At 64.3% G+C, this 18,267-nt stretch carries 15 protein-coding genes; 6 read left to right on the top strand and 9 right to left on the bottom strand.

The features are described from left to right. Positions 1 to 28: 28 nt before the first annotated feature. The gene (locus ASD67_RS19695) at positions 29 to 1,201 is read left to right on the top strand and encodes a sensor histidine kinase (protein ID WP_056350773.1); all 1,173 of its coding nucleotides are present in this window, start codon (positions 29 to 31) and stop codon (positions 1,199 to 1,201) included. A 4-nt stretch (positions 1,202 to 1,205) separates the two neighbouring features. Beyond that, complete coding sequence (locus tag ASD67_RS19690) at positions 1,206 to 1,937, top strand: LytR/AlgR family response regulator transcription factor (RefSeq protein ID WP_056350771.1); 732 nt, start codon at positions 1,206 to 1,208, stop codon at positions 1,935 to 1,937. A gap of 11 nt (positions 1,938 to 1,948) precedes the next feature. On the opposite strand, the gene ASD67_RS19685 is transcribed toward ASD67_RS19690, so the two are convergent. Both ASD67_RS19685 and ASD67_RS19680 read right to left on the bottom strand, forming a co-directional pair. Next, on the bottom strand, positions 1,949 to 6,451 hold the full coding sequence (locus tag ASD67_RS19685) for a beta strand repeat-containing protein (protein WP_162248620.1): 4,503 nt from the start codon (positions 6,449 to 6,451) through the stop codon (positions 1,949 to 1,951). A gap of 178 nt (positions 6,452 to 6,629) precedes the next feature. Then, positions 6,630 to 6,965 carry a UrcA family protein gene (locus ASD67_RS19680; protein WP_056350767.1) on the bottom strand — a complete coding sequence of 112 codons (336 nt, stop codon included), beginning with the start codon at positions 6,963 to 6,965 and terminating at the stop codon, positions 6,630 to 6,632. A gap of 234 nt (positions 6,966 to 7,199) precedes the next feature. Between ASD67_RS19680 and ASD67_RS19675 the strand changes: the two genes are divergently transcribed. Continuing rightward, the gene (locus tag ASD67_RS19675; RefSeq protein WP_156377798.1) at positions 7,200 to 7,715 is read left to right on the top strand and encodes a hypothetical protein; all 516 of its coding nucleotides are present in this window, start codon (positions 7,200 to 7,202) and stop codon (positions 7,713 to 7,715) included. 26 nt (positions 7,716 to 7,741) lie between these two features. On the opposite strand, the gene ASD67_RS19670 is transcribed toward ASD67_RS19675, so the two are convergent. Next, positions 7,742 to 8,113: a hypothetical protein gene (locus ASD67_RS19670; protein ID WP_056350762.1), complete on the bottom strand. Its 372-nt coding sequence runs from the start codon at positions 8,111 to 8,113 to the stop codon at positions 7,742 to 7,744. A 132-nt stretch (positions 8,114 to 8,245) separates the two neighbouring features. Between ASD67_RS19670 and ASD67_RS19665 the strand changes: the two genes are divergently transcribed. Next, positions 8,246 to 9,781 (top strand): BCCT family transporter, encoded by a 1,536-nt coding sequence (locus tag ASD67_RS19665; protein WP_200938072.1) that lies wholly within the window; start codon positions 8,246 to 8,248, stop codon positions 9,779 to 9,781. Between the two features lie 4 nt (positions 9,782 to 9,785). On the opposite strand, the gene ASD67_RS19660 is transcribed toward ASD67_RS19665, so the two are convergent. From ASD67_RS19660 to ASD67_RS19645, 4 genes are all read right to left on the bottom strand, one after another. Beyond that, entirely contained in the window at positions 9,786 to 11,861 is a 2,076-nt protein-coding gene (locus ASD67_RS19660; RefSeq protein ID WP_056350760.1) for a M13 family metallopeptidase, read from the bottom strand. 182 nt (positions 11,862 to 12,043) lie between these two features. Continuing rightward, positions 12,044 to 12,295: a hypothetical protein gene (locus ASD67_RS19655; protein ID WP_056350758.1), complete on the bottom strand. Its 252-nt coding sequence runs from the start codon at positions 12,293 to 12,295 to the stop codon at positions 12,044 to 12,046. Position 12,296: 1 nt separating this feature from the next. Beyond that, a complete protein-coding gene (locus ASD67_RS19650; protein ID WP_156377797.1) occupies positions 12,297 to 13,202 on the bottom strand; it encodes a hypothetical protein in 906 nt (301 codons plus the stop codon). Then, positions 13,166 to 13,549, bottom strand: a complete 384-nt coding sequence (locus tag ASD67_RS19645) for a hypothetical protein (RefSeq protein WP_056350753.1) — start codon at positions 13,547 to 13,549, stop codon at positions 13,166 to 13,168. Before ASD67_RS19645 ends, ASD67_RS19650 begins: the two co-directional genes overlap by 37 nt. Before the next feature lie 232 nt (positions 13,550 to 13,781). Between ASD67_RS19645 and uvrA the strand changes: the two genes are divergently transcribed. Together uvrA and ASD67_RS19635 are read left to right on the top strand one after the other, a co-directional pair. Further along, on the top strand, positions 13,782 to 16,682 hold the full coding sequence (uvrA, locus tag ASD67_RS19640) for an excinuclease ABC subunit UvrA (RefSeq protein ID WP_056350751.1): 2,901 nt from the start codon (positions 13,782 to 13,784) through the stop codon (positions 16,680 to 16,682). A gap of 227 nt (positions 16,683 to 16,909) precedes the next feature. Next, on the top strand, positions 16,910 to 17,119 hold the full coding sequence (locus ASD67_RS19635; RefSeq protein ID WP_056350749.1) for a cold-shock protein: 210 nt from the start codon (positions 16,910 to 16,912) through the stop codon (positions 17,117 to 17,119). A 134-nt stretch (positions 17,120 to 17,253) separates the two neighbouring features. On the opposite strand, the gene ASD67_RS19630 is transcribed toward ASD67_RS19635, so the two are convergent. Next, positions 17,254 to 17,811: a hypothetical protein gene (locus ASD67_RS19630; RefSeq protein ID WP_056350748.1), complete on the bottom strand. Its 558-nt coding sequence runs from the start codon at positions 17,809 to 17,811 to the stop codon at positions 17,254 to 17,256. 143 nt (positions 17,812 to 17,954) lie between these two features. Next, on the bottom strand, positions 17,955 to 18,263 hold the full coding sequence (locus ASD67_RS19625) for a putative quinol monooxygenase (protein WP_056350745.1): 309 nt from the start codon (positions 18,261 to 18,263) through the stop codon (positions 17,955 to 17,957). Positions 18,264 to 18,267 lie beyond the last annotated feature (4 nt).

Genomic DNA, 18,267 nt, shown 5'->3' with positions numbered 1-18,267 from the left:
TTGCGTGGGCTGCGATAGGAGGGCGCCAATGAACATGTCCGACCGCAAACTGGCCCAGAGCGATCGCCGCGCCAGATTCCTCGCCGCCGCGCCCGACTGGCGCGCCTCCGACGCCCGCGTCAATCCGCGCGTCGCGATCGGTTCGATCCTCGCGATGTGGATGCTCTATTTCCTCATCACCACCGGGCTCGCGCTGCTCACCGGCGCGCCCGACCAATGGGAGTTCGTCGGCCGGCGCGCGATCGTCGTCGTCGCGGGCATTCTGTGCACCTTCGTCCTCTATCAACTGCTCCAGCGCGTGCAGCCAAAGAGTTTCGGTGCCAGGCTGGCCGCCGCCCTGGGGACGGCGATTCCGCTGGTGGTTCTCTATGCGACGATCAACCTGCTGGTCTTTTACTATTGGTTTCCCGGCCCCGACACCAAGACGATCATCGCCGAGGTGCAGGAAAAATATCCGGTCGCATGGGAAACGGTACTGATCCTCGACAGCTCGATCCGCTGGTATTTCTTCTTCGCGGTGTGGGCGGCGCTCTATGTCGCCTTCGGCTATGCGAACGAGATGCACGCGGTCGAACGGCGCGCCGACAGCTATCGGATCGAGGCGCAGACAGCGCAGCTTCGTGCGCTCCATTACCAGGTCAATCCGCACTTCCTGTTCAACACGCTCAACTCGCTGTCGACCCTCGTCCTGCGCGGCTCGAAGGCGGAGGCCGAGACGATGATCATGAACCTCGCCTCCTTCCTGCGCTCGAGCCTCGCGATCGACCCCGAACAGCTCGTCAGCCTCGACGAGGAAATCGCGCTCCAGCGCCTCTATCTCGACATCGAACAGACGCGCTTTCCCGACCGGCTGCACGTCGAAGTGACGATGCCGAAGGAACTGGAGCATGCGTGCGTTCCGGTGCTGATCCTGCAACCGATCATCGAGAATGCGATCAAATATGGCGTCGCACCCAGCAAGGGCACGATCGCGATCCGCCTGACCGCCAGCGCCGAATACGGCCTGCTGGTGCTGCGTATCGAAAACGATGTCGATTCCGCGGCGCCGGTTCCCGAACCCGGCACCGGCCTGGGTCTCGGCAATGTGCGCGAGCGATTGATGACGCGCTATGGCCCGACCGCGGGCTGCGAATGGGGCAAGTCGGACGATGGCGGCTTCGTCGTCTCGCTGTGGCTGCCCTTCGCCAGGCAGGGGTGCTGAAGAAATGATCCAGACGCTGAGAACCCTGATCGTCGACGACGAACCGCTCGCGATCGAACGGCTCCAGATCCTTGCCGGGCAACAGGAAGGCGTGTCGCTGGTCGGCACCGCGACCGACGGCGCCTCGGCGCTGCGGCTGGTCGATGCGCTCGCGCCCGACCTCGTACTCTGCGACATCGCGATGCCGGGGCTGAACGGTCTGGACGTCGCCGCCGCGATCGACCAGCTCGACAATCCGCCGGCGGTGATCTTCGTGACCGCCTTCGACCAATATGCCGTCGCCGCCTTCGACGTCGCGGCGGTCGACTATCTGCTCAAGCCGGTATCCCCCGACCGGCTTGGCCGCGCGTTGGGCCGTGTACGCGAATGGCGCACGACCGACCGCACCCGCTCACCCAAGAGCAAGTGGATCGGCGAATTCTGGGTCCAGAACCGCGGCGAGATGCTGCGCATCGACGCCGGCCAGGTCGATTTGATCGAGGCCGAACGCGACTATATGCGGCTTCACGTCGGCGCGCGCAGCTGGCTGATCCACCAGACGATCAAGTCGCTCGAAGCGCGCATGGACCCCGACCAGTTCATGCGGATCCACCGGTCCAAGATGATCCGCCGCGAGGGTATCGTCGGGCTCAAACATCATGGCGACGGCGCCTGGAGCGTCGATCTGGGCGAAGGCGGCGTCCACCGTATCGGACGCACTTACCTCCACGACGTCAAGGCGATCATGCAGAACTGACCCGCCGCCGGCTACCCGAACATCACGGCCTCGCGATTGAGGTAGCTCAGCCAGATTTCGGCCCCCTGATCGGCGCCGAACAGCGCGGCATCGCTACCGAATTCCAAGGTTTGCAAGGCATCCATCGCCTTATCCGACAAGTCGGCCACCTTCGCGGAACCGCTGGCGAAAATGAAGTCGCCCGCCGTGAGCGAACCCATCTGGACATTGTGCAGCACGATCACGTCGCCGGACGCGAGCAGGATCGCGCCGACATTGCCGTCCTGCACAAAGCCGCCGCTGATCTGGCCCAGCCCGGTGATGCCAAGCGCGCTGAGGTCGATGCGATCCTGCCCGCGCGTGAAGTCGCCGATCACATCCGAACCGCCGCCCGATGTGAAGACGAAGACATCGTTCCCCGCCTCGCCGAACAGCACGTCGTTGCCGCCCATGCCATTCAGCGTGTCGTTGCCGCCGCCGCCGAGCAGATAATTGCCCGCGGCGTTGCCGGTCATCCGGTTGTCGAGCACATTGCCGACGCCGAAGGGCGTATTCCCCTCGAGCACCAGATTTTCGATATTGGCGTAGAGATAATAGCCGGCGCCCTTGATATTGGCGTAGACGGTGTCGGTGCCCTGCCCCGCCTGCTCGAACACGAGGTCGTCAGGCGTGTCGACGTAGAAACGGTCGTCGCCCTCGTTGCCGTAAAGCAGGTCGTAGTCGCCGAGCGTGCTGTCGCCGCGCAATATGTCGTTGCCGATGCCCCCGACGAGGATGTCGGTGTGGAAGCCCGTCCCGCCGATCAGCGTGTCATTGCCGTCCTCGCCATAAATCTCGTCCGCGTCGGCTCCGCCGTCGATGACGTCGTTGCCGGTCCCGCCGACAAGATAGTCGATCCCCTCGTCACCGAAGAGCTGGTCGTCGCCGTCTTCGCCGAAGATCGCGTCGCGCGCGCCGCCACCGCGGACAACATCCTTGCCCGCGCCTGCAATCAGCAGATTTTCGCCTTCGTTGCCGAGGATCGTGTTGGCGAGTTCGTTGCCGACCCCGAATATATTCCCCGCGCCCGCCGCAAGCGTCAGATTCTCGATATTGGCGTAGAGGTAGAAGCTGCCCGTGGCGATCGCGGTATCGGTCCCCTCGCCGGCATTTTCGAAGACGATATCGCCGGTGCGGTCGACATGGAAAATATCATTGCCGAGGCCGCCGAAAAGCTGGTCAGCGCCCGCCCGTCCGTCGATCACGTCATTACCGCCGCCGCCGCGCAGTTCGTCGGCCCCCTTGCTGCCGTTCAGGATATCGTCGCCGCCGCGCCCGTCGAAGACGACGCCGACCGACCCGTCATCGAACTGCGCATTGACTTCGATCGTTTCCGCCGCCGCCGAGCCGAGGATGGTGGTCAGGTAGCCGCCGGTCGCTGCCGCGCGGATATGTTCAAAGCCGCGCACCGAATAGGTCGCATCGCCCGCCCGGGCGATCGCCGTCGTAAGATCGACCGTGAAAGCGATATTGAGATCGAGCCGGTCGCGTCCGGCGCCGCCATCGACGAGGCCCGACGCGGTGCGCCCGAACACGCCCGACAGGAAGAAACTGTCGTCGCCGTCCTCGCCATAGAATTTGGAAGAACCCTCGGCGGTGATTATGTCGTTGCCACCCCCGGCGCGCAGGTCGATCGTGCCGGTATAGCCCGGCGGCACGCCGATGGTGTCGTTGCCATTGCCGAAGAATATGCGTTCGACTGCGGTCACTTCGAAGCGCTGGCTGCCGACGATGATCCCGAAGGCAAACCGCCCCGGCTCGGCCTCGATCGTCCCCGCCGCGGTGGGGCCGACGTTGCGCAAATCGATGGTGTCGGCGTCCGCACCGCCGTCGATCAGGCCGATACCCGTCGGTGTGCTCGACGACGAGGCCGCGGAGAAGACGATGGTGTCGGCACCGCCGCCGCCACTGACGCGGTCGACGCCGGTACCCGGATCGATGACATCATTGCCCCCGGCACCGGCTATGATGTCGTTCCCGCCGCCGCCGGACAGCGTATCGGCGCCGCCCGCACCAGTAATCCGGTCGTCGCCGGCACCGCCTGTGACGGTGCCCGAGCCGGGCAGGAAGCCGGTAAGGTCGAAGTCGTTGCCCAGGTCCGACAGGAAGAAAGTCGATCCGCGCGACGACACACCGTTCATCGAGACCGAGCCCGCGGTCGTGAGGATATAGGTCCCCACATGGATCGAGGTTGCCTGGTCGAGCTGCGCCGCGGTCAGCGACAGGCGGCCGCCGTTGACGAGCAGTTCCTCGACGCTGGTCAAAGTGATGTTCGAAAGATCATACCCGTCGGCACCGACAAGGAAGAATAGCGTGTCGAAGCCGTCCCCGCCGTCGTAAATCTCGCCCGCTACCGTTTCCGACATCGTACCGATCACCAGCGTATCGTCCCCAAGGCCGCCGCGCAACGTGTCGCGCCCGGCACCGCCCTCGAGCATGTCCGCACCGTCTGCCCCATTCAACACATCGCTGCCGCCGCCGCCCAACAGGTAGTCGTTGAAGGCACTGCCGGTGACGGTGTCGGCGGACGTGCCGCCCACGACATGGACCCGGCTCGCCGTCGCGCTCGTGAGATCGAAGATATTGCCAGCATTGGACAGAACGACGGTCGATGCACTGAACGTCCTGCCGTTCATCGATATCGTGCCACCATCGGCGATCTGGACACGCCCGTTGGCACGGAAGGCCGACAGCGCGTTCATCTGTGCGACCGAGATCATAAAAATATTGTCGGAAGAAGCAGAGTTATAGTGGATGGACTCGATGCCCGTCACCGTCGCCCGCGTCAGATCGAAATCCCCGACGAACAGCGAGAGCGAATCGAAGCCGCCGCCGCCCGTAAATACATAGGCACCCGACACGTAGTCGGATCCGCCGAGGTGCAGGAGGTCGTCGCCGTCGCCCCCGTCGAGACGGTCGATGCCGCCGCCGCCTTCGAGCACGTCCGCTCCCAAACCGCCGAGCAGGACATCGTTCCCCGCTCCGCCGTGTATCCGGAGACCGTAACCGAGCGCCCGCGCATCGATCGTCGTTGCAGTGTCGGTAGTCCTCAGCCGGCTTTGGCTGAGGTCGACCCCGTCGGCGGCGAGAACCAGGTTGCCGGCCTCGGCGAGCTGGAAATCGCCCAGCGCACGCTGCAGACCCGTCAGTTGCGCGATGCCGATCGTGATACGCCCCTCCGCGCCGCCGGACGTGATCTCTTCGATGCCCGAAATCGATACGGTCCGCAGGTCGATGGTATCGACAACGAACAGCGTATCTATCCCGGCTCCACCATCATAGACTTCGCCCGCGACGCCTTCGCCGTTGCCGATATAAAGTTGATCGTCGCCGTCGCCGCCATAGAGCCGATCGACGCCGCTTCCACCCTGAAGCCTGTCGTTCCCGAGCCCGCCCCTGATGATATCGTCGCCGCCGCCTCCGTTGAGGTTATCGCGGTTCGCAGTGCCGGTAACGTCGTCGGCCGCGGTTCCGCCGATGTAGCGGAGAAAACCCGCGGCAGCAGCGCTCGCATCGACCGTCGTCGCGCTATTGCTCGAATAAATCGCATCGCCCGTCAGCGTGACACCGGCGAGCGACAAGGTTCCGCCGTCGAACAGCACGATATTGGCGTCGATCTCGGTCAACAGATCGACCTGCGCTATCCGCATCGTCAGATGGGCATAGTTGGAGAAACTGGAGCCATCCGAAACCCGCTCGATCCCGGACAGCGTCAGACCGGTGAGATCGAATTGCCCCAGACCGAAAAATCCATCGAAATACAGGGTGTCGAAACCCGCGCCGCCCTCATAGACTTCCGCGCTGTTCACCTCCGACATGCTTTGGATCACCAGCGTATCGTCGCCAGCCCCGCCGCGCATGATATCGACCCCGGCGCCGCCAGTGAGCTTGTCGTTGCCGTCGCCGCCTTCGAGCGTGTCGTTACCGCCGCCGCCAGAGATGACGTCGTTAGAAATGCTGCCGGTAATACTGTCATTGCCGGTACCGCCGTGGACGATCACGTCGATCAGGCTATTAGGTCCGACGACCGCGGCCGAACTTAGATCGAGCGTCGTCGCGACATTGGAAAAGCGGATGGCCGTCCCGTTGCCGAGCCGCGCGCCCGCCAGCGAGATCGTCCCTCCATCGACGATTTCGAACATGCCCGAGAGCGAAATCAGGCCATCGAGTTGCGCGGCGGTAACGCGCGTCGCGAGGCCTGAGGAGCCCAAGGGCGATACAAGCGCCTCGATATTGATGAAGCTCACTAGGCTGATATTCTGACCGGCGGTCCGGACCTGGACCGTGTCGAAGCCTTCCCCGCCGTCGATCGTGTCGCCGGCGACATTGTGAGCGGTCGCCGAAGAATAGATGATGTCGTCGCCGGCCCCTGCCTGGATCGTGTCGGCGCCGCCCATGCCATCGATCTTGTCGTTGCCGTCATTGCCGATGATCGTGTCGGCTTCCGCCGTGCCGTTCAGCGTGTCATCGCTCGGACCGCCAACAATTTCCGCCACCCAAATTTCCCCCGAAAAAACAAGATGAATCATCTACTGCCCTTGGAATTTGGGCTCCGCAAATCTTTTCAGCAGACCAAGCATCGGCTCGTCGCACGATTCCGGGTCCCTTACGCAAAAAGGCGGCCATGCCGGAGCATGACCGCCTTCTTTTCCGGCCAATGGCCGTGGGACATCGTCAGGGCGCGGCGACGATCACCGGGCCGCGCGAGGCGAGCGCCGTGCCGTCGCCGTTGAACAGCGCGGCGAGTTTCACGTCGGCGTCGTTCATCGCGATATCTTCGCAATAGCGCGCCTTTTGCTGGGCACGCAGCCCCTGCGCCAGGCGGGTGCCGCAGACGTCGCGCACCGCCATCTTGACGCGCGTGTTCAGTCGCTCGCGACCCGACACGCTCGAAATATTGAGATCGTCGTAGCGGACGATCACGGTCTTTTTCTCCTGCGCGGCGGCAGGAAAGGAAAGGCTGGTGAGCGCGATGGGTGCCGCCAGCAGGATCAGGGTCAGTTTCGCCATGGGGGAGTCCTCTCTTGGGGGATGCGGGATACGAGGACCTGGACCGGGGAAGGCCACCGCCCCCGTATCCCGCATTTGAGGAGATATGGGCTTTTCCCGCGCCGCGCAGTCGGGGTTCGACCGGCTGGAACGAGCGCTCGATTGGCAGACGAAGCGCGTTCGGTCGTCGACGAATGGCCAAAGGCGCACACGATCGACGATGCAACCCGAATGATCCCGCCGCGTTTATCGGCCATGACCGAAAAAGGGGCACCGCTCAAAGTCCTGGCATGGCTGGGGGTCGCCGGCCTCGGCGCCATCGGTGGCCTGTTGCTTGGGCAGATGGCGACCGGCGGGATGAACGGCGGCAACGATGACGGCGCCTCTTATGCCGAGCTCACCGGCAACCCCGACGCCTTGCGGGTCGAAACCCAGCCGGTCGTGCCCTGCGATGGCTGCGGCGAGGGATATGGATCGGGGATGCGCGCGAAATTCGCCCGCGAAGACCGAATGGACGGCGAATTTCGCGAACTCGGCGCCGTCGCGATCGATTATGCCGACGAGCCGGAGGACGATTATCGCTACGGTGGCAGCTTCGACGATCCCGGCATCGCTGACACGGTTATCGCGATGCAGTCGCCCGTCCCCACCGCACAGGCACAGCCGCCCTCACCCTCGGCGTCACAACCGGAAAGCGGCGCGCCGCCCATCGTGGTGGCAACGACGCCTTCGGCCGAGATGCCGCCGGTCGGAACCGCGCCCCCGCAATAAGGTGGGCCATGGTGACTGGTCCGCGGTCAAGGCTGCGGCGGCACCGCGGGCGGCGCACAACGCGTCGTGTCGCCGGCCTTGCATGCTGCGACGTCGGCCTCCCACTTGATCCGCTCTTCGGCCGACATCGCGGCAACCCGCGCCTTTTCCGCTTCATAGTCGGCGGTTTCCTGCGCGAAGGTTGCCTGCGAATTGGCTTCCTGCTGCGCGATGGTGGCGAGTTGCTGTTCATAAGCGGCCCGCTCGGCCTCGGCGCGGGCGCGTTGTTCGGCGTTGAGCCGCGCGGTGCTGGCCCGTTCCTCGGTCGTGGTGCCGTCGGGCAGCGGCTCGAACGCCGCGGCCTGCGTCCCGGCAATCAGCGCCAATGCGCCAACCGCCGTCAAAATCTTCCTGGTCATCGAAGCTCTCCTTGCGAGACTTGTCCGTCGATTCAAACGCGCATGCACGCTGGCCGTTCCGCCCGGATTTGACCGATCGCGCCCGCCACGTCATGCTGGGCGCCCCTTCCCCCTGTCAAGCGACACCAGCCTTTGCCAGCCGCACTGCCGCGCCGCATCAACCGCCCGGTCTTCTTCGTACCGCTCGCCATCCTCGCGGCGGCGGTGGGGTTCAGCCTGTGGCAGCGCGCGGCCTTTTTCGAGGCCGAGGTCGCGATCAACGACTGGGTCCTCCTCTGGCTCGGCCCGGTCTTTGCTGTCGCGGGGGTCGCTTTCCTGATCCTGCTCGCCGCCGTCGCCGTGTCGCCGCTTGGCAGGACGATCATCGGCGGCCCCGACGCCAGACCTTTGCTCGGCCGCTGGCGCTGGTTCGCGGTCATGCTGTGCACCACCATCGCCACCGGCATCCTGTTCTGGGGCGCCGCCGAGCCGTTGTTCCACCTCAACACCCCACCCGCGATGCTCGGACTGGAACCCGGCAGCGACGGCGCCGCGGCCTTCGCGATGTCGACGATGTTCCTGCACTGGACGCTGACGCCCTACGGCATTTACACCGTTGCCGCGCTCGCCTTCGCGCTCGTCTATTACAACCGCGCCGAACCGTTCAGCCTGTCGTCGCTGTTCGTCCCGCTGATCGGAAAGCGCGCCCACGGACCGGTCGGATCGGCGATCGACATCATCTGCCTCTATGCGCTCGTCGCGGGCATGGCGGCGTCGATGGGCGCCGGCATATTGGCGCTCGCGGGGGGGATCGAAGGACTCGGCGGTTTTGCTGGCGGCGCGGGATTGCGCTGGGGCATCATGATCGCGATCGTCGCCAGCTTCCTCATCTCGGCCGCGACGGGGTTGCAGAAGGGCATCGCCGGGCTGTCGGTGCTCAACACCTGGATCTTCTTCGCGATCATCGCCTTCGTGCTTCTCGCCGGACCGACCGCCGAGATGCTCGGCCTGTCGCTGCGCGGCGGCGCCGATTATGTCGGCACCTTCGTGCCGCGCAACCTCGGGCTCGACGTCGACCGCGACTGGCACCGGCAATGGACGATCTTCAACTGGGCGAACTGGTTCGCCTGGGCGCCGGTGACCGCGCTGTTCCTCGGCCGCCTCGCGGTCGGCTACAGCGTCCGCGCCTTCATCCTGTTCAACCTGATCCTGCCCGCGCTGTTCGGCGCGGTGTGGATGACCGCGATCGCGGGTGCGACGATCGTCCTCGACCAGCAAAGCGGCGCCAGCCTCTATGCGATCCTGTCGACGCAGGGGCCCGACCCCGTGCTGTTCCGCCTGTTCGACGCGCTCGGCGGCGGATCCGTCGTGACCGCGATCGTATTGTTCGCGATCTTCCTGTCTTACGTCGCGGGCGCCGACGCCAATGTGTCGGCGATGAGCGCGCTGTCGACGCACGGCATCACCCCCGAGCGCCCCGAAGCGCCGCTGTGGATCCAGATCGTCTGGGGCGTCACCGTCGGGATGGTCGCGATGGTGCTCGTCGCGGCGGCGGGGCTCGACGGCATCCGGATGATGTCGGTGCTCGGCGGCTTCCCCGCGCTGTTCGTCATCGTCGGCGCGGCGCTGTCGCTGGGCGTGATGGCGCTGCGGGGACGACCGACCGCCGCCCCCGCCTTGTCCGAGTAGGCCTTTACCAGATCTTGGTGCGATCCGCGGGCTTCAGATAATATTTGGCCCCGGCATCGACGCCGAACGCCGTATACCAGGCGTCGACATTGCGTACCGGCCCGATGATCCGCCAGCGCGCCGGGCTGTGCGGGTCGCTCGCCACCTGCTGCTTGATCGAATCCTCGCGCGCCTTGTCGCGCCAGGCCTGGGCAAAGGCGAGGAAGAAGCGCTGGTCGCCGGTCAGCCCGTCGATCACCGGCGCTTCCTTGCCGCCCAGCGAGCGGTGATAGGCGTCGTACGCGACCTCCAGCCCCGCGAGATCGGCGATATTCTCGCCCATCGTCAGGTCGGGGTTGATGAACGCCCCGGGCGCCGCCTCATAGGTCGCATATTGCGCCCCGAACGCCTTGGCCGCGGCGTCGAAACGCGCAGCATCCTCGGGCGTCCACCAGTCGCGCACCGCGCCATTGGCGTCGATCTTGCGCCCCTGGTCGTCGAAACCATGGACGATCTCGTGCCCGATCACCGCGCCGATCGCGCCGTAATTGACCGCATCGTCGACGCTCTCGCTGAAATAGGGAGCCTGCAAGATGCCCGCCGGGAACACGATCTTGTTCTCCAGCCCGCCATTATACGCGTTCACCTCCTGCGGGTTCATCGACCATTTCTTGCGGTCGACCGGCTTGTTCAGGTCCGACAGGCCATAGGCATATTCGAACTGGCCGCTGCGCTTCACATTGCCGTAAAGGTCCGCCGGATCGATCTTCAGCCCCGAATAATCGCGCCATTTGTCGGGATAGCCGACCATCACGTCCATCCGCTCAAGCTTCGTCAGCGCCGCCTGCTTGGTCGCGGGTGCCATCCAGCTGTTGGCGCGAATCCGGTCGCCCATCGCCAGCTTCAGATTGGCGACGAGCGTCTCCATCTTCGCCTTGGCGCTCGCGGGGAAATATTCGTGCGAATAGGTTTCGCCGACCAGCTCGCCAAGGCTGCCGTCGACAAGGGTCAGCCCGCGCTTCCAGCGCGGACGCAGTTCGCTGACCCCGCTCAGCACCTTGGTGTAATCGAAGCGGCTGTCGACGAACGCCTTCGACAGATAGGGCGCCGCCTGATTGGCGACATGGAATTGCTGCCACAGCTTCAGCGTATCGAGCGGTGTCTTGGCGTACAGCGCGGCGATGTCGCGGATCGCGGTCGTCTCGTTGACGATGATCCGCTTTTGCGGCGCGATCCCCGCCCCCGCGAACCACGCATCCCAATCGAGCCCCGGCGCATAGGCGGCGAGTTCGGCGGACGACATCGGGTTGTTGATCTTGCCGATGTCGCGGCGGTCGGCGATCTTCCAGCTGACCTTGGCGATCTCGGTCTCATAGGCCAGGATCGCGTCGGCGGCGGCTTCTGGGTTCTTGGTCCCCGTCATGCCCAGCGTGCGGACGATATAGGCGCGGTACGCGTCGCGCTGCGGCTTGAACTGGTCGTCGAGATAATATTCGCGCTCGGGCAGGCCGAGCCCGCCCTGGCCGAGCCACAGCACGTTGACCGTCGGATCGTCGGTGTCCGCGTAAGGACCACCGCCGACGATCGTCATGCCGAACGCGCCCTGCGACGCGCCCATGAAGCGCGCCATTTCGGCCTTGTCCTTGATCGCCGCGACGTGCGCGAGGTCGGCCATCAGCGGCTTGGCGCCGAGCGCCTCGACCCGCGCCTCGTTGGTGAAGCTCTGGTACAGCCCGCCAACCTGGCTCGTCGCCGGCGCGCCGGTGACGACCTGGCGCAGCTGGCGCTGGGTCAGGTTATACACATCGTAATCGACCCCCGCCGATGCCTGGTCGGCCGGAATCTCGGTCTTGGCGAACCAGCCGCCATTGGCGAAACGGTCGAAATCGTCGCCCGGCTTCACCGAGGTGTCGCGCGCGCCAAGATCGACGCCCCAAGCGCCAAAGGTAAGGGCCTTGAGCGACGCGTCGTCCTTCGCCGACGCCTCGCCCGCCTCGGCTTTCAACGAAGCGAAAGGCCCCATGTCGTTCGCCAGCACCGGCACCGCAACCAACGTCGCGGCAATCGCGAGGCCCGCGGCCCCACCCAAAAATTTCTTCATTTCCCCAGCTCCTTTTCGTGCGCCGGCCCATTCCCGGCAGGCGGCGGACATGGGAGCGTTTGTCCGCTCATGGCCCGCGGGGGTCAAGCGAACGGCCGGGCATTGGTCGAAGCCTTTGGGGAGTTGGTGGAAATGGGGAACTCACTGGCGCGGGACTCCGCTCCTGCGAATGGCCCAGGCTTTCAACCGACAATTTTTTCATAAATCAAAATAACATCCCCGTCGGAATGATAGACGGTGCTGCCCTGCTGATAGTCCGTTTCGCTGAGCTGGCTCTTATAAACGCGCAGATAGTCGCTTCCACCGTCGTCAGATATGAGCTTGAAACCCTTTTGGGTCGAAGTCCAATATGCCTTACTCGACGCCACCAGCGTCTTGAGCGCCTGTGGATCGCTGTCGCTGCAAATGTCCACGATGATATTTCCCTGCGCCATATTACCCTCCACATACCGTTTTCGCGCTATCCAGAAATTGCTTCTTCGTCGCTTCGCTACTATCCCCAAGTGCGCGACGAGCCCCAGTTTTTGTCTTTTCCAAGGCCATTGCTCCCTTGTCACCCCCGTCCGTGACGGCGGAAATGATGTTAGTATATTTTAGCTTGTCCGTCGCGGGATCACCGCAAGTCCAAACAGTATCGATTTGAGCCATCAGCTCGGCCTCCCGACTGAGTTGAGGCGCCACGAAAGCTTGGGCGAGCCGCATTTGTTCCGTCGTCTCTGCGGCTCGATCCGCGTCGGCCGACGCTTTGACCGCCGCAGGAGCCTGGGTGTTGAGTGCCTGACCGACTTGAGGGTTCGACGCCAAGCGCTGTGCGGCAATGCCAGTAGCAAAAATCTGGGCTAGACCCCCGTTCGCTTGCGACCCACTCACGCCCCCTCTCGCGCCGAAGCTTGCAAAAACCGAATAAGTGTCAATTTCCAATTCTGTACCACCCACGTCAGTTTGCACACCCGATGCCATCGACACATATTTTCCAGCCGGTAACGTCGCGCTCAAACAAAATGCCTGCCGATTTTTGTTGTCGTCTATGATCGAAAGCATCCGCTGATCACAGGCGTTCAGCTTGGCGAGCAAATCCTGCTCGGCGTCCGTTTGGCTCCCGCCCTTTGTCCCATTGGGACGAAGGGGCATCCAAACCGCCTCGCTGCGATTATAACCGACATTGATCTGGGGCAGGGTCGCGCTATTCAAAGGGGCGGAGATATCGATCCCAAACTTGGTTTGAGTCGCGAATACAAGCACATCGTTGTGCGGGTTTTTGTCGCCGTTCAAAGCGCAGGCAGAGAGCAGAACGATTGGAAACGTTAGCGTGGCGAGCTTTCCGATTGATCGACGATACATGGTGAATCCCCCTCCCATTCGCTCAAGATTGTTTTCGCACTTGCCGCCTGATCAGCGGTCCGGACGATGATGAGCAACTGACATTTCGACGGGTCCGCGATGACCCACTTCCCCTCGCTCCACCCCAGATAGGCGCCACCGCCAGGGAGGGAGTCCCAACCCAATCCCACGCCGCTGCGTTCGACCGCGACCAGCCCATCGGCCACGACCGGCACGCGAACGCGGACGACGCCGACGGCGAGCATGTCGACCTGCTCCCCGGCGCCCACATTGATGACGGTGCATCCCGTAAGCGCGGTGGCCACAATTCCGATGGCAAGGCCCCGAACACCGCGGATCATTGCCATGCGTGGGCGAACGACCGGTGGTCGTCGCTGCGGCATTTATACTTCAGGCACGCCGTCCGGACCCGCATCCGCAATCCTCCACCCTTAGGTAAGAGAAGAATGCCAATCGCGGTGGCCGGTATAGGACCAAAACGCCAAATCACGCCGCTTGCGTATTTCTACTGAGCCACCATCTCTACGGCGACACGCGCCCCCTTGCGCGCAAAGAACAAATCTGGAACACACCCCTCCCATGAGTCTCACCCACATCTCCGTGCGCGGTGCGCGCGAGCATAATCTGAAGGGCGTGAACGTCGACCTGCCGCGCGACGCGCTGGTCGTCATCACCGGCCTGTCGGGCAGCGGCAAGTCGAGCCTCGCCTTCGATACCATCTATGCCGAGGGCCAGCGGCGTTATGTGGAGTCGCTCTCCGCCTACGCCCGCCAGTTCCTCGAAATGATGCAGAAGCCCGACGTCGAGCATATCGACGGGCTCTCGCCGGCGATCAGCATCGAGCAGAAGACGACCTCGCGGAACCCGCGCTCGACGGTCGCGACGGTGACCGAAATCTACGACTATATGCGCCTGCTATGGGCGCGCGTCGGCATCCCCTATTCGCCCGCCACCGGCGAACCGATCAGCGCGCAGACGGTCAGCCAGATGGTCGACCGCGTGATGGAATTGCCCGAGGGCACGCGCGCCTATCTGCTCGCCCCGGTCGTGCGCGGCCGCAAGGGCGAGTATAAGAAGGAACTCGCGCAGTGGCAGAAGGACGGCTTCACACGCGTCCGCATCGACGGCGAATTCTACGAGATCGGCGAGGCGCCCGCGCTCGACAAGAAATACAAGCATGACATCGAAGTCGTCGTCGACCGCATCGCGGTGCGCGAAGGCCTCGGCACGCGGCTCGCCGACAGTTTCGAGACCGCGCTGAAGCTTGCCGAAGGGCTCGCCTATGTCGACCTCGCCGACGGCCCGGTTCCGGGGCGCGAAGAGGAAGATACGGGCGGTGCGATGAAGGGCGCGGGCATCCCCGCGAACCGGTTGATCTTCTCGGAGAAATTCGCCTGTCCCGTGTCGGGCTTCACGATCGCCGAGATCGAACCGCGGCTGTTCAGCTTCAACGCGCCGCAGGGCGCCTGCCCCGCGTGCGACGGGCTGGGGGAGCGGCAGGAGTTTGACCCAGACCTTGTAGTACCGAACCATGCGCTGAGCCTGAAGAAGGGCGCGGTGGTGCCGTGGGCGAAGTCGAACCCGCCCTCGCCTTATTATATGCAGGTGCTCGAAAGCCTGGGCAAAGCCTATGGCTTCGACCTGACGACGCCCTGGCAGGACCTGCCCGGCGAGGTCCAACTCGTCATCCTCTATGGCACCGGCGGCAAGCCCGTCGAACTGACCTTCAAGGACGGCCGCCGCAGCTACACGACGCACAAGGCGTTCGAGGGCGTCATCGGCAACCTCAACCGCCGCCTGCTCCAGACCGAAAGCGCATGGATGCGCGAGGAGCTGAGCAAATATCAGACCCCGCAGCCCTGCGAGACGTGCCACGGCGCACGCCTGCGCCCCGAACCGCTCGCGGTGAAGATCGCCGGCGAGGACATCAGCCTGTCGGCGCAGCGCTCGGTCGCCGACGCGCTCGAATGGTTTTCCACCCTCGACGAAAAACTGAACGACACCCAGCAGCAGATCGCCAAGGCGATCCTGAAGGAAATCAACGCGCGGCTGGGCTTCCTCAACAATGTCGGGCTCGATTATATCAATCTCAACCGCACCAGCGGGACGCTCAGCGGCGGCGAAAGCCAGCGCATCCGCCTCGCCTCGCAGATCGGCAGCGGCCTGTCGGGGGTGCTCTACGTTCTCGACGAACCGAGCATCGGCCTCCACCAGCGCGACAACGACCGGCTGCTCGCGACGCTCAAGCGCCTCCGCGACCTCGGCAACACCGTCATCGTCGTCGAGCATGACGAGGATGCGATCCGCCACGCCGACTATATCGTCGACATGGGTCCCGGCGCGGGGCTCCACGGCGGCGAAATCGTCGCCGAGGGCACGCTCGAACAGGTGCTCGCGAACGAAAACAGCCTCACCGCGGCCTATCTCACCGGCGCGAAGAAGATCGACATCCCCAAGCACCGCCGCAAGGGCAATGGCTTCGACCTCGTGCTGAAGGGCGCGCGCGCCAACAATCTCGACAATGTCACCGTCAAGATCCCGCTCGGCACCTTCACCTGCGTCACCGGCCTGTCGGGCAGCGGCAAGTCGAGCCTGATCATCGACACGCTCTACGCCAGCGCGGCGCGCGTGCTCAACGGCGCGCGGATGATCGCGGGACCGCACGACAGCCTGAAAGGGCTCGAGCATTGCGACAAGGTGATCGACATCGACCAGTCGCCGATCGGCCGCACCCCGCGCTCGAACCCCGCCACTTATACGGGCGCCTTCACGATCATCCGCGACTGGTTCGCGGGGCTGCCCGAAAGCCAGGCGCGCGGGTACAAACCCGGGCGTTTCAGCTTCAACGTCAAGGGCGGGCGCTGCGAGACCTGCACCGGCGACGGGCTGATCAAGATCGAGATGCACTTCCTGCCCGACGTCTATGTGACGTGCGAGACGTGCCACGGCAAACGCTACAACCGCGAAACGCTCGAGGTGAAGTTCAAGGGCCACAGCATCGTCGACGTGCTCGACATGACGGTCGAGGATGCGGCGGAGTTCTTCAAGGCGGTGCCGTCGATCCGCGAAAAGATGGCGATGCTCGTCCGCGTCGGGCTCGGCTATATCAAGGTCGGGCAACAGGCGACGACGCTGTCGGGCGGCGAGGCGCAGCGCGTCAAGCTGGCCAAGGAATTGTCGCGGCGCTCGACCGGGCAGACGCTCTACATCCTCGACGAGCCGACCACCGGGCTGCATTTCGAGGATGTCCGCAAATTGCTCGAAGTGCTGCAGGCGCTGGTCGAACAGGGCAACAGCGTGATCGTGATCGAGCATAATCTCGACGTCATCAAGACCGCCGACCATATCGTCGACATGGGTCCCGAGGGCGGGGTCAAGGGCGGCGAGGTCGTCGCGGCGGGCACGCCCGAACAGGTCGCGAAGAACCCGCGCAGCTATACCGGGCAATATCTGGCGCCGATGCTGGCGGCGGCGAAGTAATTTGAAGCCCCTCCCTTCAGGGAGGGGTTTGGGGAGGGTCTGTGACCTTCCCTATCGGCGAAACAGGCCTTCCCCTGGCCCCTCCCACAAGTGGGAGGGGGATAACGTCCCCACCTGACACACACCACGCCATCGCCATTTCCCGCTGGCTTTCCGTTCATCTTATGGCAAAAGGCTGCGGCAACGCGTCGGCATATCGTCCACGCAGTTCGTGGAGATATCTAAAAATGGCTACCGGTACCGTCAAATGGTTCAACAGCACCAAGGGCTATGGCTTCATCACCCCCGACAGCGGCGGCGGCGACGTCTTCGTGCACATCTCGGCGGTCGAACGCTCGGGCCTTGGCGACCTGAAGGACAATCAGAAGGTCAGCTACGACGAGGAAACCGACCCGCGCAAGGGCAAGACCAGCGCCGTGAACCTCGTCGCGCTTTGATGATTTGAGGCCCCTCCCCCACAAAGGGAGGGGTTTTCTATTGTTTCCGCTTGTGTCGAGCGAATTCGAGACACGTCTGCACGGTGTCAGCGTGTCTCGACTTCGCTCGACACAAACGGATGAGAGGGCGCTCCCTATCCGCCCGCGCCCCACACCGCCGAGAGCGGATAGAGCGCGATCAGCCACAGCAGGCACCCCACCACCACCCGCCGGTCCTTCGCCGCGATCGCCAGCGCCGACACGGGGAAGAAGCTCCAGGCGATCACCAGGCTGCGCAGGGTCAGCGGCGGAAAGCCGTCGAGCCAGATAACCGTCGCGAACAGCGCCACATTGCAGAGCAGCAGCGCGCCGATCACCTTGCGGCGGTGCTTGTCGAAATGGGCATTGAGGTCGCTCCATTCCTCGGGATCGTCGGGAAAGACCAGCGACGCCGCGACATAATAGAGCGCGGTGACGAGGAAGCCGCCGAACAGCACCGGCCAGCTGATCGGGATCAGGTCGCGCACCGCCCAGCCGTACATCCAGAAGGTGACGACGTCGCACGACACGAACAGCCCGAGCAGCGCGGTCGGCCAGCCGATGCGGACGCGGTGGCTGGCCTTGAGCGCACGCGCCAGCCCGCCCAGCCCCTCGGCGAGCGCGAGGCCGAGGATCAGCCCGAACAGCGAAAAGACGAATTCGAACCCGCTCATATGCCCCGAAACCCCCGTGCTTCCTTCGTCACCCCGGACTTGATCCGGGGCCTGCCTATTCTGAAGGGCAAGGCGGGTGCCGGGTCAAGCCCGGCATGACGACGAAATATGCTACTCCCACGCTTTGGGCGGAAGTTCCGCTCCTAGCCCATCAGCTTCGCGGTGATGTCGTCGGCGGCATAGATGCGGATCACCGGCGGCTGCGGCGACAGGGCGCGCATTTCGGCGACGAAAGCGCTCGACGCGGGCACCGCGAAATGGGCGCGCACCGCGTCGATGCTCTCCCACTCCTCGACGAACATCAGGCGGTCGGGGTTTTCGACATCGATATGGCAGTTGTGCGCCAGACACCCCGGCTCGGCCCGCGACCGCGCGCTATGCTCGACGCCGAGCGCGATCATGCGCTCGCGATGCTCGGGGGTGAGGATGACGTGGCCGGTTATGAGAATCATAGCA

It is taken from the genome of Sphingopyxis sp. Root1497, assembly GCF_001427085.1.
In the GTDB taxonomy this organism is placed as follows: Bacteria; Pseudomonadota; Alphaproteobacteria; order Sphingomonadales; family Sphingomonadaceae; genus Sphingopyxis.
Note: the sequence above shows the minus strand (reverse complement) of the source record. Positions and strands in the feature narration are given on the sequence as shown.